Annotated in this window: 9 protein-coding genes; 7 read left to right on the top strand and 2 right to left on the bottom strand. The window is 44.8% G+C overall.

The window, feature by feature from the left end; translation table 11 throughout:
- Positions 1-6: 6 nt before the first annotated feature.
- The 4 genes from SOO65_RS13590 to SOO65_RS13575 all read left to right on the top strand — a co-directional run bounded on the left by SOO65_RS13590 (position 7) and on the right by SOO65_RS13575 (position 10,192).
- The gene (locus tag SOO65_RS13590; protein ID WP_321390967.1) at positions 7-3,240 is read left to right on the top strand and encodes an RCC1 domain-containing protein; all 3,234 of its coding nucleotides are present in this window, start codon (positions 7-9) and stop codon (positions 3,238-3,240) included.
- 268 nt (positions 3,241-3,508) lie between these two features.
- Positions 3,509-5,731, top strand: coding sequence for an RCC1 domain-containing protein (locus SOO65_RS13585; RefSeq protein WP_321390964.1), 2,223 nt, complete (start codon positions 3,509-3,511; stop codon positions 5,729-5,731).
- 257 nt (positions 5,732-5,988) lie between these two features.
- Positions 5,989-9,972 carry a phage tail-like protein gene (locus SOO65_RS13580; RefSeq protein ID WP_321390961.1) on the top strand — a complete coding sequence of 1,328 codons (3,984 nt, stop codon included), beginning with the start codon at positions 5,989-5,991 and terminating at the stop codon, positions 9,970-9,972.
- Between the two features lie 73 nt (positions 9,973-10,045).
- Positions 10,046-10,192 (top strand): hypothetical protein, encoded by a 147-nt coding sequence (locus tag SOO65_RS13575; RefSeq protein WP_321390951.1) that lies wholly within the window; start codon positions 10,046-10,048, stop codon positions 10,190-10,192.
- On the opposite strand, the gene SOO65_RS13570 is transcribed toward SOO65_RS13575, so the two are convergent.
- Positions 10,185-10,940 (bottom strand): TIGR02147 family protein, encoded by a 756-nt coding sequence (locus SOO65_RS13570; RefSeq protein WP_321390947.1) that lies wholly within the window; start codon positions 10,938-10,940, stop codon positions 10,185-10,187. The genes SOO65_RS13575 and SOO65_RS13570 overlap by 8 nt on opposite strands.
- Positions 10,930-11,595 carry a hypothetical protein gene (locus SOO65_RS13565; RefSeq protein WP_321390945.1) on the bottom strand — a complete coding sequence of 222 codons (666 nt, stop codon included), beginning with the start codon at positions 11,593-11,595 and terminating at the stop codon, positions 10,930-10,932. The genes SOO65_RS13570 and SOO65_RS13565 overlap by 11 nt, the downstream gene beginning before the upstream one ends.
- 256 nt (positions 11,596-11,851) lie before the next feature.
- On the opposite strand from SOO65_RS13565, the gene SOO65_RS13560 reads away from it, so the two are divergent.
- The 3 genes from SOO65_RS13560 to SOO65_RS13550 all read left to right on the top strand — a co-directional run bounded on the left by SOO65_RS13560 (position 11,852) and on the right by SOO65_RS13550 (position 17,935).
- Entirely contained in the window at positions 11,852-13,357 is a 1,506-nt protein-coding gene (locus SOO65_RS13560) for an N-acetylmuramic acid 6-phosphate etherase family protein (protein ID WP_321390942.1), read from the top strand.
- Positions 13,358-13,499: 142 nt separating this feature from the next.
- Entirely contained in the window at positions 13,500-16,751 is a 3,252-nt protein-coding gene (locus SOO65_RS13555) for an RCC1 domain-containing protein (RefSeq protein ID WP_321390939.1), read from the top strand.
- 107 nt (positions 16,752-16,858) lie between these two features.
- Positions 16,859-17,935 carry a type IV pilus modification PilV family protein gene (locus SOO65_RS13550; RefSeq protein WP_321390936.1) on the top strand — a complete coding sequence of 359 codons (1,077 nt, stop codon included), beginning with the start codon at positions 16,859-16,861 and terminating at the stop codon, positions 17,933-17,935.

The following is a 17,935-nucleotide window of genomic DNA, read 5'->3' as shown; positions in this document are numbered from 1 at the left end:
TAGATCATGTCGGAAATAGATCAGGGACGCAGGAAATTTATTGCAACCATTGGGCGTGCAGGAGCAGTTGGATTTGCTTCTTCAGTTATTTCTCCTTTTGAGAAGGCCCATGCATTTCACGCTGTGACGGGATTTTGGAGGGCCTCTGGAAATGCCGTCGGACTTTTTTCTTGGGGAACAAACTCCGCGGGAGAATTAGGTTTGGGCATGACGAGTGCTCGAAGTTTACCTCAACTTGTTGATTCGGCCGTTGTGTGGAATAAAGTTTCTGCGGGACTGAGTTTTTCTCATGCTATTAAAACAGATAACACGCTCTGGGCATGGGGAAAAAACAATGCGGGCCAGTTAGGTCTTGGTTCATTGTCGAATGTTTCCCTTCCTACACAAGTTGGTACAGGAGCGGATTGGGCGAGCATCTCTAATGGAGGCGAACATACGCTATCGATAAAAACGGATGGAACTTTATGGGCCTGGGGAAATAATGCGAATGGAAGACTTGGAATCGTCTTTCGTAGCCCGGTTCAAATCGGTTCTGCTTATACTAAAATCGATGCCGGAGGTTCTCACGTTGTCGCTTTAAAATCGAATGGCACATTATGGAGTTGGGGAAATAATTCCACAGGCCAAGTTGGTGTCCCAGGATCAATAAATTATTTTTCGCCGGTACAAGTAAACTCAGATACAGATTGGACTGAGATCACAGCCGGGCTTTCATCCACACTTGCGATTAAAACCAATGGGACCCTTTGGGGCTGGGGACAAAACACTTCATGTCAAATCGGTGATGGAACGACAACAAATAGAAGCACACCAACTCAAACTGATTTATCGGTAAACTGGTCGAAGGTCTCATGTAAGGCCACCCATACTCTTGCTCTTAAGACCGATGGCACACTGTGGAGTTGGGGAGCGAATACTCAGGGGCAGTTAGGTATCGGGACAGCCTCTACGGTTCAATCATTACCTATTCAGGTTGGAAGTGATACTGACTGGACTAAAATAACGGCCGGAACTCTTTTTTCCCATGCCATTAAAACGAACGGCACGCTCTGGGGATGTGGCAATAACTTAGGTTATCAACTTGGTATTTATTATATCGATTCGCCGACACGAATAGATAACACAACTGTATGGATCGATAGCACCAGCGGTACTTATCATACTCTTGCAATTAAAAGTGACGGAACCTTATGGGCATGGGGAGCAAATTTTAACGGACAGCTTGGTCTTAGTGGTACAACAACCATTAGATATTCACCAGTACAAGTTGGTGCTGATACAAACTGGGCATATGTGAAGGCCGGAAGTCTTCATTCACACGCAATTAAATCAGATGGGACAATGTGGGCCTGGGGTGAAAATGGGCAATATCAATTTGGAAACGGATTGACCACAGATACCAGTTCGCCGGTTCAAATTGGCTCTGCCACTAATTGGTTAAGGCTTGGGGTAGGAGGTAATCATTGTCTCGGCATTAGATCTGATGGAACCCTCTGGGGCTGGGGAAATAATGCCTTTGGACAACTCGGAACTGTGGGTAATCAGTCTGTTCCAGTTCAAATTGGAGCTCTAACCAATTGGGCGAGAGTAGATTGTGGAGGCGCATTTACCATTGCCGTAAAAACAGATGGAACACTTTGGAGTTGGGGAGCAAACTATGGAGGACTTCTTGGTGGAGGAACTGATCGTAGTAGCCCGATGCAAGTTGGCTCCCTGACGAATTGGTCCAAAATTTCATGTGGCTCAAGCCATACTGTCGCTGTAAAAACAGATGGAACACTTTGGGCCTGGGGAGAAAACGTCAGTGGTAAACTCGGAGATGGTTCAACGACTTTTCGAAATTCGCCGGTTCAAATTGGAGCGCTCACAAATTGGAAAGAAGCTTACGCTGGTGCCGATCACACACTGGCGGTAAAAACAAATGGAACTCTTTGGGCATGGGGAGATAACTCTTTAGGTAGGCTTGGTGATGGAACAGCAGTCAATAAGTCTTCACCTGTTCAAGTGGGCACGGGTACCAATTGGTCTTCAGCAAATGCTGGAGATGGTTTTAGCTCTGCCATAAAATCCGATGGAACTCTTTGGGGATGGGGTGAGTTTTATTACGGGAAAAGTGGAAAACTTTTTTATGAATTCTTCCAAGTTGATAAAAGCACCAACTGGTCAAAAGTTTCGGCCGGAACCAGTCATGCAATGGGAGTCAAAACCAATTCTACATTATGGGGTTGGGGGCTAAATTCCAATGGCCAACTTGGACTAAACGACGCCTTAAATAAATCTTTTCCAACTCAAATTCCGGGGACAACTTGGAGTGATGTTTCCAGCGGAGCAAATCATAGTTTAGGACTCAAAACTGACGGAACTCTTTGGAGTTGGGGGCCCAATCCGAATGGAGAATTGGGAAATTTGTCTACAATTGGAAGTTCCTCTCCGATTCAAATCGGCACAGACACAAACTGGTCAAAGATTTCTGCCGGAAGCAATTTTTCGATGGCCCTTAAAACTACAAATACTCTTTGGATTTGGGGAGCTAATTCAGATGGTCAGGTGGGATCGGGATTTTCAAATCCAGTGCAAGTAGGAACTCTCACTGATTGGCAAAGTGTGTCTGCAGGCCAATATTATTCAGTTGGAATCAAAACTGATGGAACATTGTGGTCCTGGGGATATGGCCAGAATTATCAGTTGGGCACCGGAAGCACAGTCGATCAATCGTCACCCATACAGATTGGTTCTGACACCAATTGGAATTTCGTATCTGCTGGGAACGATCACACCATGGCACTAAAATCAGATGGAACACTTTGGGCATGGGGATTAGGTTCATTTGGAAGACTGGGGAATGGTTCTACGAGTAATATCACCACTCCGACTAACGTCGGAAATAGTTGGGCAAAAATAGCGGCAGGTGGTTACCACACGGTAGGAATTAAAACGAATGGAACATTATGGACCTGGGGTTATAACTTAAACGGACAATTAGGGACTGGAGACACGACAAATCAATCTTCTCCTGTACAAATTGGTTCGGAGACGAATTGGGTCTCAATAATCGCAGGACCTTCAGTAACATTTGCGCTAAAATCAGATGGAACACTTTGGGCATGGGGATCAGGTGCTATGGGGCTCATGGGTGATGGAACGATAGCCTCAAAGAGTTCTCCTGTTCAGATAGGCCAAGGAACAAACTGGAAGTCCATAAGTGGTTATCTGCATGCAATTGGTATTCGGGGTCCGTGAGAAAAACATATTTGATCGAAGATAAATTAAAAAATAATATTTTGTGACGTGATCATCATCGAAGATGATGAGTTCTCTTTTTTTGATCTAAAACAACAGACATTCAAAATTGTAAATCGCGACTGACTATAGTCTCACGAATTAATGTCTTGTATTCGCAAACATTTCTCATTTTTCTAATAAATTCATTTTTCATTTTTTTTATTTCATAAATAATTATTTGCATACGTTGAAGTCTATCCTCTCACATAGTACTAAGGACGATTTTTTGGAACATAGTCGCAGAAAGTTTTTATCCAGCGTTGCCCGTGCTGGTGCACTGGGTGTTGGCACGAGTCTCATTAATCCTTTTGAAAATGCATATGCCTTCCGGGCCGTGATTGGTTTCTGGAGACCCGTTGCACGCCGGTTCAAACCTGAACTCTATGCATGGGGTGATGGGGGAGGTGGTGCCTTAGGCGATGGCACTTCTGTGAGTAAAAGTAGTCCAGTGTTTGTGGCCTCTGATACGAAGTGGAAGAATCTAAGCGCTGGCCATGGATTCAATTTAGCGATTAAAGAGAATGGAACTCTGTGGAGCTGGGGCCAGAATAATGCTTTTCAGCTCGGACAGGGTGATTTAGTTGATAGAACTTCAATCGCTCAAGTTGGAACTCAGAGTGATTGGGTTCGTGTCGCAGCAGGGTCATCTCATAGCATGGCAATCAAGTCCGATGGAACACTCTGGAGTTGGGGGGATAATTACGCCGGCCAACTTGGCATAAGTTTCCGTCAACCCACAGAGACTCCTACAGGTTCTGATTGGGCGAAGTTGTCCCTTGGAACATATCACGGTCTTGGTATTAAAACTGATGGCACTTTGTGGGGCTGGGGTGACAACAATGATGGTAGGGTGGGAGTTAGTGGTGCTCCCATTGTTAAATTTCGGCCAGTACAAATTGGAACCCTCAATACATGGTCACAAATTTCGGCCGGTGAGATTTCGACTGGCATTATGACGGATAATACCTTGTGGGTGTGGGGAACTGGACTTAATGGAAGTCTAGGGCTTGGAACAACGACTGTCGCTGACTCTCCAACGCAAATTGGGTCCAACACGGATTGGGCGCAGGTTCAAACTAATTTTCAACACACGCTGGCGCTTAAAACTGATGGAACCCTGTGGGCCTGGGGATTGTATAACAATGGACGATTAGGTATTGGATTTGGTGGCAATAAAAGTTCACCGGTACAAGTTGGGGCCCTTACGAATTGGGCCAAAATATCAGTGGGGCAGAATCATTCTCACGCCATCAAAACTGATGGATCGCTTTGGGCCTGGGGTTACAATGGAAGTGGTGAATTAGGTGATGGAACAACCACTCACAAAAGTTCTCCCGTTCAAATTGGAACGTTAACGAATTGGTTGAGTCTTGCTGGCGGGGCCGGCTTTACCTGTGCCCTAAAATCGGATGGTACTTTGTGGAGCTGGGGTTTAAATAACTATGGTCAGCTTGGTGACGGTAGTACCACCAGTAAGAGTTCACCAATCCAGGTCGGCAGTTTGACTGATTGGTCTGCAGTGTCTGCGGGCCAGTTTCATGTCATGGCCATACGGGGTGCAGACAAAACGCTTTGGGGTTGGGGACGTAATAATCTGGGACAATTGGGGGACGGAACCCTTAATCATCGGTCAACTCCTGCTCAAGTGGGAACTCTCACTAACTGGAGCGCAGTTCATGCCGGGTCTGATTCTACTTTAGGAGTGAGATCCGGAGTCATGTGGGGATGGGGACTTAATACAAAATATGAATTAGGCTTTGCTATTTCAGCACCGACCCAAGTGGGAAGTGGTACGAATTGGAAGTCAGTATCAGGTGGATACGATCACACTTTAGGACTTAAAAACGATGGAACCCTTTGGGCGTGGGGTTCAAATGCTGAAGGTCAGCTTGGGATCGGAATGATGTCCAGTAATGCCGTAGATAATCCAGTGCAAATTGGGTCGGCCACTAACTGGGCGAGCATTGCGGCCGGTGGCTATTGCAGTTTCGGAATCAAGAGTGATGGAACCCTCTGGAGCTGGGGAAGTAATTACTCTGGTGAGCTTGGCCAATCAAATTATACATTTCTAAATTCGCCTACTCAGGTCGGTACTCTTACAAATTGGAAAGAGGTTGTGGCAGGGGAATACTTTGCGATGGCCATTAAAACTGACGGAACTCTCTGGGGCTGGGGAGCTAATTATCTTGGTCAGATAGGGGTAGGTACTAGTTCGAATGAATTTACTTCACCGGTTCAGGTTGGTTCTAGCATTGATTGGTACAGAATCGAGGTCGGGCAAGAGTGTACTTTAGCAATTAAACAAAATGGAACCCTTTGGGCCTGGGGAGACAATACCAACGGAGTTTTAGGAGATGGGACTACCGTAGCGAAGAGTTCCCCGGTGCAGATTGGTTCTGGCACAGATTGGAACCTGCTTGCGGCCTATTATCATTCGGTGGCAAATTAGGAAACGGCGACTTCAGAGACAGCTATTTTAAATTTAGGTCTATTCTAAGTGGAATGAATTTGAGTGTTTCTAGAAAGTGTTTAAGCATTTCTTAACAAGAGATCCAATTGTAAGTAATTGAATTTACTAATATTGAGTGGCCAGTATCCTCTATCTATTTCAAATGTTTAAAATTTCTTAATTGTCGTACCGATAAGTCATAAGAATCCTTAAAATGGAGAATCATGGCAATATTTGGAAGGCTTAAATCAGTCGTTATGATGGCTTTGTTAGCAGTTGGTCTGACTACTGCTGAGATTGTTATTGCTAGCGATTCATTAAGCTATTCCGGCCGTCTGGTTAACGCAAATGGCTCACCGGTGGTGGGGCCAGTTGATTTAAAATTTGAACTCGCTTATTCGGGTAACACGAGTGCCATTCTTTGTTCGCAAGATCTTGCTGGAGTTTCGCTTACCAATGGTGTGTTTCACGCCAAGCTTGAAATGGTATGTGGAACTTCGCTAAATGAAGTTTTAGCGAGTGTACCGACGGGGCAAGAGGCGGTGATTCGCATTACGAACACGACTCCAACGCCGGATAAGGTCTATTCGTTTCAGGCCCTCTATTCAGTGCCAAGTGCGCAAGTGGCCCACGGGCTTTCTAAATTGAATGCCAACAATAATGAAGTCCTCACCTGGACAGGTTCAAGATGGGAACCAAAACCCATCACTGGTGCCACTGGTGGAACGGTAACATCCGTAGCCGCAGGCACAGGACTTCTGGGTGGCACGATTACCAACACCGGGACCTTGTCAGTTGATGTAGGAACAGGTGCAGGTAAGATTCCGCAGCTTGATGGCTCCGGAAAACTAGCCACATCGGTTGAGACGGACCCGTCTGTTCAAAGTTTTGCTAAGAGTGCATTGCCCACTTGTGGCATGGGGCAAGTGTTAAAATCCAATGGCACAGCGTTTAGTTGTGTGATGGATGTAGATACCGACACTACACTTGTGGCCGATGGATCTACATTATTCACGTCAGGTTTAACTATTGGAGTGAAAGCCCAGGGATTACTGGATACACACTTAAGTGGCATTAGTTCAAGTTGTGGTGTGAATCAGATTCTCATGACCAATGGCCTAGGTTCTTTTGCCTGTGCGGATAAGCAGTGGGGAGAGAGTTTAGGAAATTTATTTTTCTCAACCGGTTCAGTCACCATTGGTGGCACAGCGCCAGCGAGTTCAGCGATTCTTGATCTTCAATCGACTACCAAAGGTTTTCTACCTCCGCGAATGACCACAGCTCAGAGAAATGGTTTGGCCGCAACTGTAGGTCTTATGGTCTACGATACAACAGAGAATGCACTTTTTATATTCGATGGAACCCAATGGATATTTGCAAGTGATTCAAAAGGTGGATATTTTCGTGCCACCCGGTCGACCAATCAATCAGCGGCCAATGGTGGTACTTCTACGACCATCCTTCCGAATGTTGAAAGCATTGATACTGAGAATGCATTTGATCCTGCGACTGGAATGTATACAGTTCCTCGTTCTGGATTTTATCATTTCTCAGCAATTGTATATTGGGATTCAATCAACACTTATGGTGGACTTACGATCAAGGCAAATACAGGGGCCATTATCGGAAGTGCGTTCCATCAGCTCTCGACCGGAAGTCAACTCTACCTAAATGCTTCGGGATCATCATATTTGAATGCTGGAGATAAGGTTTATGCTTACGTCTGGCAATGGAACTCAGGGGCAGCGAATGTCACATATTCTTCATTGGCGGGTTTTAGAGTTGGCAGTGGAGGAGCAAGTGGAGGCGGAGGTGGCGGGGCCCTGACCGCTGATTCGGTCAGCTCTGGTCACGTCGTAGATGATTCTCTGACTGTAGATGATGTGAATTTTGCTAGCTCAGAAGGTATTCAATTCCCGCAACTGGGCGCAAATCCTGGTTCAGGAATCCCAGGACAGCTTTATTATAACTCCTCGACCAATGCTCTGATGTTTTATAACGGCACCTCCTGGCAAGCACTTGGCGCCTCGGGTGTGGTCTCAGCAAACACGGTGGATTCAAGTAAGATCGTTGATGGTACAGTCACGGGTTCTGATATCGCGAGTTCAACCATCACATACTCAAATCTAAATTTAAGTGACGGAGTAATTCCTGAAGCAAAAGTGGCGGGGCTTACTGCCGCTTTGGCAGGTAAAGAACCAACAATCTCGGCCGGGACTACGGCCCAATACTGGCGGGGAGATAAATCCTGGCAAACGCTTAATACAACGGTCGTGCCAGAAGGAAGCAATCTTTATTTCTTAGACTCTCGAGTAAGAAATGCTCTGTTAAGTGGATATGGAGTGGGAAGTGCACTTCCGCTGGCAGCAACGGACACTTTGATTGAAGCCCTTGGTAAATTAGAAGGGCAGATTATTGCCAATGATGCAGCTTTTGATAATTCAGGAGTGTGGAGTAAAAACGTTTTGGATGTTTATTACAACGCCGGGAAAGTAGGGATTGGAACTTCCAGTCCGCTTCAGACCCTGGATGTGCGAGGAGCTATCTCTGCTTCGGGAAGAGTTTATGATGAAACCGGAGTTTCATTTGAATTAGGAATTGCCGGTAAACCGACGAGCATCAATGACGGAGAGCTCTCCATCAGTTCAACAGGTAATGTTGGTGTTGGAACGACCTCTCCTCTTACTCCAGTTCATGTTTCTAAAGATTGGAATGGCCAGTCTTCAACAAATGTTCTTTCCGCTTTCGATTCTTTTGATGATCAGTCCAGAATGGTATTAAGGCGTGCAAACGGAGATCCTGGTAGCGAAAGTCAAATCCTTACTGGCGAAAATCTTGGCGGGATTCAGTTTAGAGGTTGGACATCTGGCGGTGCCTATACTTCCAATTCAACTGCTTCAATTACCGCCGTGGCTGCTGAGAATTACACTGCCAGTGCTTTTGGAACGAATCTACAATTCACCACAGTTGCGAATGGCACTAGCACACCAGTTGCCCGATTAACAATCAGCTCAGAAGGAAATGTTGGTATTGGAACAAACAGTCCTGAAGAAAGATTACATGTGGTAGGAGATATAAAATCTGAGTCAACTGAATCTTATAATGTTATCGAATCTAGAACTTCATCAGAAACAAACTATTCGCCTCATTTCATTCTTCGTAGAAGCCGTGGAACATCCTCTGCCCCAACTTATGTTCAGAGCGGGGACACAATGGGATTATTAACTTTTCGGAACCATACCGGGGCACAGGGTGCGACTGTGTATTCTTATGCGACAGAAAATCATACGGCTTCTGCCTCGGGTGCAAATCTGATGTTTTCGACTATCCCAAATGGAACGAACACCAATACTCCGAGAATGACCATTGATCAGGGTGGGAATGTGGGGATTGGGATAACTGCTCCGACTGCAAAATTTCAAGTGGTGAAAGAGGCAGCAGCCAGTGCAGGCGAAGTCATGGCCCGCTTTAGTGTCTCGGATGCATCCGGATACATGGCAATCAATAATAATACTGGAGCTGATGGAACTATCAGTCCTGTGATGTACGGACTTACCAATAGTACCATTGGATCTGTGGGAATGATTGGAGACGTTTCAGGAGTTGATTCCGGAACGGCTCCTGCCATAAATCTGCAGGCCCGCGCTGGTGCCGCGTTGACTAGTAACCGCGCAATTCTTTCCGTTTCAAATTACACTACTGAGTACGTCCGTGTTGATCGAGTTGGTAATATGGGAATTGGCGATTCCTCGCCGACATATAAACTGGATGTAGCGGGTGATATCAATTCGACCACTCGCCTTCGTATTGCCGGAACTCAAGTTTGTACCAGTGCTGGTTGTACTGCTTCATCAGATAGACGTCTAAAAGAGAATATCCGTCCATTAGACAATGCTCTTGATAAGATTCTGATGCTTCAAGGGGTGGAGTATGATTACAAGGATAAAGCAAAATTCGGAGATAAACACCAGGTGGGTGTGATTGCTCAAGAAGTAGAGAAAATTTATCCGGAAGTTGTGATTACTGATCCCAAGACAGGAATGAAGTCAGTTGCCTATGATCATTTGGTGGCACCACTCATTGAGGCGGTGAAAGGAATTAATCGCAGTATTGATTCCAAGGCCGATCGTGAGGAAATAGAAGTGATCAAGGCTGAAAACCAAAAGCTCAAGCAAGAAAATGCAGAAATTAAGGCCCGTCTTGAGCGAATCGAAAAGCTACTGATACAAAAAGCGAAGTAGCTTTTTTAAAAGGTTTTGGTCGCACTCCTTTTTAGTTTCCTACGTAAGTATAGAAGTTGCCGACCAGCTAGTAATGTTGTCCTTTTTAAGAAAACTAAACGATGATTCAGTAAATCTTGATGGACAAGTTGTTCTTGGATTCATGTCTTCACAATTAGAGAGGGGTCCGAATGAAGTAGGACCTGTTGGTGGAGGAACTGTTCCTTTAATTTTTAGTTGAGCTTTGTTACTGGCACGATCTGGATAGAAATATTGTAGACCTCGGTCCGCTCTCCTTCCTCTAAGAGGAGGGCCGCCTTTCTTCTGAAGTCACGGGCCAGTTCCTTTACTTTTGGAAGATTCGCCATATTTACAGACACACTTACAGATGTGATGTCACGAATGTCAGTGGAGTGCTCTTTAAGTGAATTCAATGACTGCAAGATGATTTGACGATGTCCTTCCCGGATAATTTCAGAAGGTACTTCATGAGTGGTCGTGAGATTCTTGTGAGTAGGGTATCGCTTTCCCTTTTTAAACTCTACCAAGTTAATGCTTTCAAGAATATCCAGTGACTGTTCCACTGTTTCCTCTGAAAGCCCAAGTCTTTGGGCGATCCACTCAGGAGCATCTTTATAGTCAGAGGTTTCCATCAAATTTAAGATCGCAAAGTGATGCCAGTCTGCAATGAGTGAATATTCTTCTTCTTTTAAGAGTTTTGCCTCTCCTAAAAGTTTAAATTTTTCGTGGCATCTTTCCAGGATTTGATGAAATTCTTCTCGTTCCTTTTCATTTAAATTCAGGGACTCAATGATTCGATTTGAAATAGACGGCCCTGGAAGATACTTATCATTTAAAATATCGCTCAAGCGACCTGACGAAATTTTGAGGTCGCGAGCAAAAGCTCTTAGTGAATAGTTTGTGTTTTTTTTCTTTCTAGCTTCTAAAATATTGTTAAGTAAGAAAGAAAGATTGTCCTCAGTTTTCATTTTTCGAATAAACTTGCTGAATCGTTTTGAGATATCTTTGTTCAGTAAAATTTTTAATTTTGCCAGATATCACTAGGGCATTCAGGTATCTGACTTTTTCGGAAGACTCTGGTTGAATTTTTAGAACGGCATAATAGCCATATAGGATTTCATGGACGATTCCTACCGCTTTTTGTCTGGTTGATAGAAGTTTCCAGTAGTCGTTTGCAATTATGTATCGGAAGTCTTCAACAAAAATGGGAACTCTTTGCACTATCGTCTGGCGGAGCGTGCATTTTCTTGGAATAAACCCGATTCCGATGTCATTTACGGGAAGAATTTCAATATTGTTTTTGATATTAACTTCAAGAACAAAATCTTTCAGTCTCAAAAGTGCATGCTCTTTTAGCTCACCTTCCGGAAGTCGCTCTAGAAATTCCCTGGCAATGATAATGGCGGAATCTAAGCACTGCCCGTCCGTAAGACAAGAATCTCCTTTAAACTTTGGGTAAACAGGGGTTAGGTAATAACGATGTTCTGCCTCGTAGGCATCGTAGAATTTATTCTCTTCAGGATTTTCGCAAATGATTGTGAACCCAGAGTTGCCTCGCTCGTTATAGGACCAAGCATTGAGTGCAAAGCCTAGTAAAGCAATGTAAGAAAATAATCGTCTCACTTTAACCTCAGAATTATTTTAATGATGTGAAAGACTACGTTAGGGATTTCTTAAAAACAAGTTGGCTGATAACAACAATCAGGTAAGTCTTTTAAGCCTATGAAATTTTATTCGTGCTCGGAAATAGATACTGTTCCCAGGAAAAAAAGAAACAATCAATGATTTGCTGCGCAATTGGTTCCAAATTGCTTCCAAAGGCGATTGAATGTTCTTAGAATTATCTGCAATTAACTTTGTCTCCTGTTTAAGGTTCAACATGTCACCCGCAGAAAAAGCCCGCGCATTTTTAGAAATTGCACCGCAGTTTCAACTTGGTCATTTAGTGACTGAAAGTTTTCATCCGAAAACAACAGAGCTTTCACAGCTTGTAAAAAAAGATGTGGCCGCCGCTCTTAAAATTTTGGAAGAAGTCGATCATGATGCTCTTAAAATTATGGGCACCAAGACCGATGCTCTGTGGGAACTTGCCCAGGACATTCGGGACACCCTGGATAAGGGCAACAAAATTTTCATGTGCGGCTGTGGTGCCACAGGAAGATTGTCACTTGTTTTAGAGACACTTTATCGCCAAAAGTTTGATGGGGCCAATCAGGTCTTCTCGTTTATGGCCGGTGGAGATTTTGCTCTCATTAAATCAGTTGAGAGTTTTGAAGATAGAACTGACTACGGTGAACGACAACTCATGGATCTGGGCTTTGGCCCGAACGATCTTCTTCTTGCAAGTACTGAAGGTGGAGAGACTCCATTTGTGATTGGGGCCGCCCAGAAGGCCGCTGCTTACTCCAATAGAAAGCCATATTTTTTATATTGTAATCCTGATGATGTTCTCATGCCGATTCATCGTTCACGTGAAGTAATTGAGAATAAAAACATTAAAAAAATTAATCTGACCGTTGGGCCAATGGCCATTTCTGGTTCAACTCGCATGCAGGCATCGACTGTTTTGATGCTAGCGATCGGCGTTGGTCTACTTTATAAGCATAAAGATAAAACTGACTTTGAAGTTTTCTATAAAGACCTTCTTCACCGTCTCTGTCTGACTCGCTATGAAGCGATGGCACCACTTACAACGATTGAAGCAAAGCTTTACCAAGATAAAAAATATCTTAACTACGTGACTGATCCATTCCTTGCAATCAGTATCCTGACTGATACAACGGAAAGATCACCAACATTCTCTCTTCGTGCTTTTGAGAACCTCCTCGATCACGATGCTCCTCATGGACTTTGTTATCTCTTCATTCCAGAGGCCCAGACTTCAGGTCATGCCTGGAGTGAGCTTCTTTGGAGATCTCCAAGACCACTTGAGTGGAGTGAGTTAGATGGACGCATTGGGACCGATCGTGTGTTTGGATTTGATATCTCTAAAATCGGTTTGGCCAATCGTTCAAAAAGCATTCCGACTGCGGAATTCAGTGTGACCTATGATGATGGCCGCGTGTTGATGAAGTGTCAGAATGAAGAGGCCTATTTTGAATGGGGCGAAGACCCGCTCTTTAATCACCTCATGGTGAAGATGCTTCTGAATGCTCATTCTACACTCATAATGGGTCTTCTTGACCGTTATGAAGGGAACGTAATGACTTGGGTTAGACCAAGTAACAATAAGCTTATCGACCGCGCAAGCCGCTACATCCTTCAGCTCTTAAAACAAAAAGGCAAAACTGCTTCTTATGATCAAGTTGTTTTGAAAGTGTTTGAGACGATTGAAGAGTTAAATGAGAATGAGCCGGTAGTTTTGAAGGTTCTAGAGAAATTTTAACCAGACAGGAAGAGGCGGGGATGAAGAATATCCTCACGTTGGCCTTTCTTGCCTTATGTTTACCTATAGAAAAATGCTCCATCTTGTTGCAGGTACGAGTATTTAAGTTATTATTAATCTAGGTGCATCTGTAAAAATACGGATGTCTTGGATTGTAATGACTCAGAGCCGTCGCGACTTCTTAAAACTCATTTCAAATGCTGGCAAAGCCGCCATTGCTACTTCTGTGCTTAATCCCTTTGAAGATGCTTTTGCTTTTCGTTCGATGATCGGATTTTGGAAAACTCAAAATACCAATCTCTACGGAATGTTCGTGTGGGGGACAAATAGTTTTTATCAATTAGGCCTTGGTGTCACTGGAGGCGTGCAGCCCGTGACTAAACTTGGTAGCTCTACCGATTGGGTCCAGGCCGCATCCGGACACATGCATACTGTAGTTCTTAAAACGGACGGGACGATTTGGGGTTGGGGAGATAATGCTAACGGACGTGTTGGAACAGGCACTGCTGCAAGTACATCAGTTCCAACTCAAATTGGTTCTGATAATACTTGGACGATGGTTGCGGCCAACAACACACATTCATTAGGAGTAAAATCCGATGGTACGTTGTGGGGTTGGGGCAATAACGCTAACAGTGAATTAGGCATTCATTTTTTTACTCCTACCCAAATGACCTCTGCCAATAACTGGAAAGAGATTGCGAATGGAAGTGCGCATGTACTTGCGATTAAAGTTGATGGCTCTCTCTGGGGATGGGGGAAAAATGACAGCGGTCATTTAGGATTAGGAAATATCAGTCAAAATTTTAGTCCTGTTCAAATTGGTTCTCTCACCAATTGGGCCTCCGTTTCAGCTGGTAATGGTCACTCTCTTGCGGTTAAGACTGACGGCACACTCTGGGCATGGGGATGGAATCCCTATGGGCAAGTTGGTAATAATGCCATCGCCAATGTGAATTCTCCCATTCAAATTGGTTCTGGAACTAATTGGGCCAGGGTATATGCGGGATATGGTCACTCCTTAGCGGTTAAGACTGACGGAACCTTGTGGGGATGGGGACAGAATGATGAAGGTCAGACAGGGGACGGAACAGCAGTTGCAAAATCTTCACCTGTTCAAATTGGTTCTGATACTAATTGGATAAAGGCCGAGACAGGGTCTACTTCCAATTTTAGTTTTGGAATTAAGAATGATGGATCGCTGTGGTTCTTTGGAAATAATAATTATAACCAGATTGGGAAGTTTTATTATTCTCCCAATCGGGTTGGTCTTGATTCTGACTGGGCCAAAATTTCTACAGGTACAAGTCACACTATTGCTGTGAAAGGTAATGGAACCTTGTGGGGGTGGGGATCTGGTTCAAGTGGGGTGCTTGGTAATGCGAGTGCCAGCACAAGATACTCACCGATTCAAATCGGTGCACTTACCAATTGGTCAAAAGTTTATACCGGTCATCTTCTCAGCATGGCGATTAAGACTGATGGCACACTCTGGGCATGGGGACAAAATACCTCGGGCCAATTAGGTCTTGGAGATACAAACAATAGATCCTCTCCGGTTCAAGTGGGTTCTGATACATGGATTGAGGCCGGACTTGGTGACAATCACGCTGTGTTGATTAAGTCAGATAATACCTTGTGGACCGTCGGAAGAAATAATGAAGGTCAACTTGGTGATGGCGCCTTCAACGCGGGAAGATCTTCTCTGGCCCAAATTGGGGCGGGATTTTCCTGGACACAAATTGCGGGCGGGGCCAATTATACTCTTGCTCGAAAATCTGATGGAACAGTTTGGGTTTGTGGTGCAAATACCTTCGGACAATTGGGTGACGCTACTACCGCTAACAAAAGCTCTCTGACCCAATTGGGGACTGACTCTAACTGGTCTAGTGTTTATGCTGGCTCTTCAACTTCATTTGGAATCAAAAACGATAATACACTCTGGGCCTGGGGCTACGGCATTTGGGGAATTACTGGTCTTGGAAATGGTGCGAACTATAGTTCTCCCATGATCGTGGGAAGTGATACCAATTGGAAAACTGTGGCAGTGGGGCTAAATCACACCAGCGCCCTTAAAACTAATGGGACACTTTGGTCATGGGGAAATAATCAATCCGGGCAATTGGGAATTGGAAATTTCACCAATGTTTCAACTCCAACTCAAGTGGGCTCAGATACTGATTGGTCTGAATTAGATGCCGGCGGAGCTCGCACACTTGCCATCAAAACCAACGGAACTCTCTGGGGATTTGGATTAAACGATACAGGTCAAATTGGTTTTCACTATTTTTCTCCAGCACAAGCAACCCATACTTCCGACTGGTCTCAGCTAAGTTCAGGGCAATATCATGTTTTAGGAATTAAAACTAACGGTACACTCTGGGGATGGGCCGGCAATTCTATGGGATCCATTGCCTCAACTACATCTGGTTATACCAGTTCCCCCGTCCAGATTGGCGCCGATACTACTTGGTCGGCGATTGCTACCGGTTATTATTCTTCTTCTGGACTTAAGTCCGATGGATCTCTTTGGACATGGGGTTCAAACAATGGTGGACAATTAGGTGACGGAACTCAAACCAATAGATCTTCCCCGGTACAAGTTCCTGGCACGTGGACCAAGATCGCCAGAGGTTATTTATTCGCATCGGCGATTAAATCAGACGGAACCTTGCATGGCTGGGGATTTAATGAAAGTTATCAGCTTGGAAAAAGTTTTACCTCACCGACTCAAATATCATCTCTCAATACTTGGGCCAAAGCTGCTGCTGGCGGTTCTTTTTCCATGGCCATAAAAAATGATGGAACTCTTTGGGCCTGGGGACAAAATTCCAGCGGTCAGCTTGGAATTGGGAATACCACTACCATGCTTTCACCGGTTCAAGTCGGTGCTCTGACTGACTGGTCAAAAGTCGCTTGCGGGAACTCTCACACTGTTGCGATTAAAACCGATGGAACTCTCTGGGTATGGGGAGCAAATGGGAATGGACAGTTGGGTGACACCACTACTTCAGGAAAATCTTCGCCGATTCAATTAACGGCTCTAACGGATGTGGAATCAGTTGAGCTCGGAAGCCAGGTTTCAGCGGCGATAAAAACTGATGGCACGCTCTGGATGTGGGGTTTAAATGGCTCAGGTCAATTAGGCGACGGAACTGTCACCCAGAAAACATCGCCAACTCAAATTGCAGGTTCATGGAAAAAAATTTCAATCCATGATTCTACTTCTTATGGGATTAAGAGTGATGGAACACTGTGGGGATGGGGATATGCCGCGGGAAATCTGCCTGGATTTGGAGTTAACCAAACTTCGCCAGTGCAACTTGCTTCAGGAACAAACTGGACCGACATCACTGCAGGCAATAGCGGCTTTGCCGTTGGAATTCGGCGATAAAGACAAAGTGATATACTCGTATGCTCCAATTTTTTTTGAATCAATTTTGCAGTGTAGATATTGAATGGCAGCTTAGGTACCAGCACTTATCCGAGTAAAATTACTATATGAAATTTTTTAGAAACGAACGTGGACTTTCATTTGTGGAAGTTCTCTTAGGTGCTGCCGGTATCGGTGTTGTCGCTCTAGGTTTGATGAATTTAACCAATCAACAAGCGAAGAACCAGGCCAATGTTGAGGCCAAGTTTTCGAGTCAGGAACTAAAACAAATCATCACGAATCTTTTCTACGATAAGGTCGCATGTACGAATACCTTGGGTGGATCGGCCATTGGTGCAGAAGTAAATGCGCTAAAAAATCCGGCCAATGAATCTATCTTCGTTAAGGGCCAGAAGTATGGCTCGAATAATTTAATTATTAGTTCTCTCCGAACGATTGATAAGAACAGACCACTGACGGCGACCACTCGTCAGGTTGATCTCCTTGTTACTTTTCAAAAGGCCAAAGCGATCACTAATAGATCAGGCCTCGCTATAGCGATTCCTCTTAAAGTGACGGCAAGTAGTGCGGCCGGGCCCATCGTTGATTGTTTGTCTTACGATGATCAGTTTGTTCAACGAGCAGGGGATGTGATGACGGGAGCTCTGACGACGACTCAATTGAACGTTACAAATGATGTGACTGCTTCTGGTGCAATTCAGGGTCAGGCGATCTGCACAAGTGCTGGTGCCAACTGTAAAAACATGAATGACTTCGTGTTATCAAATCAGGGCTGCCCACCGAATCAGTATCTCGATGGCGTGCAGGGAACTCCTCGCTGTAGAACCATCACTTATTCTTGTCCTACGGGACAAGCGATTCGTGCCATTGCAGCTAATGGAGCGGTCACTTGTGTGGATCTTATTCCTCCGGGATGTCCGGCGATGGCCTTCACCCAGAGTGGACAAACTTGTACGGTTCCGGGCAGGGACCATGGACAGACGGGATCTTGTTCTCAAAGCACTCCTGGTGAGTGTAAATGGGGCAAGTATGATGAGAGGGGAAACGGCTGGGGGTACAAGTGTAAGTCCAATGGGTTCCTTGCGCTAGGTGATGGAAGTGGAGCCTATTATCGTTGTATGGAAAAATGCCAGGGCCCTACAGTTACGATTACAAAACTTTGCTTTAAAGGTGCCTGGCAGTGA

It is taken from the genome of Peredibacter starrii, from assembly GCF_034259205.1.
GTDB lineage: Bacteria > Bdellovibrionota > Bacteriovoracia > Bacteriovoracales > Bacteriovoracaceae > Peredibacter > Peredibacter starrii.
The sequence above is the reverse complement of the archived record's forward strand: the minus strand, read 5'-3'. Positions and strand labels throughout refer to the sequence as shown.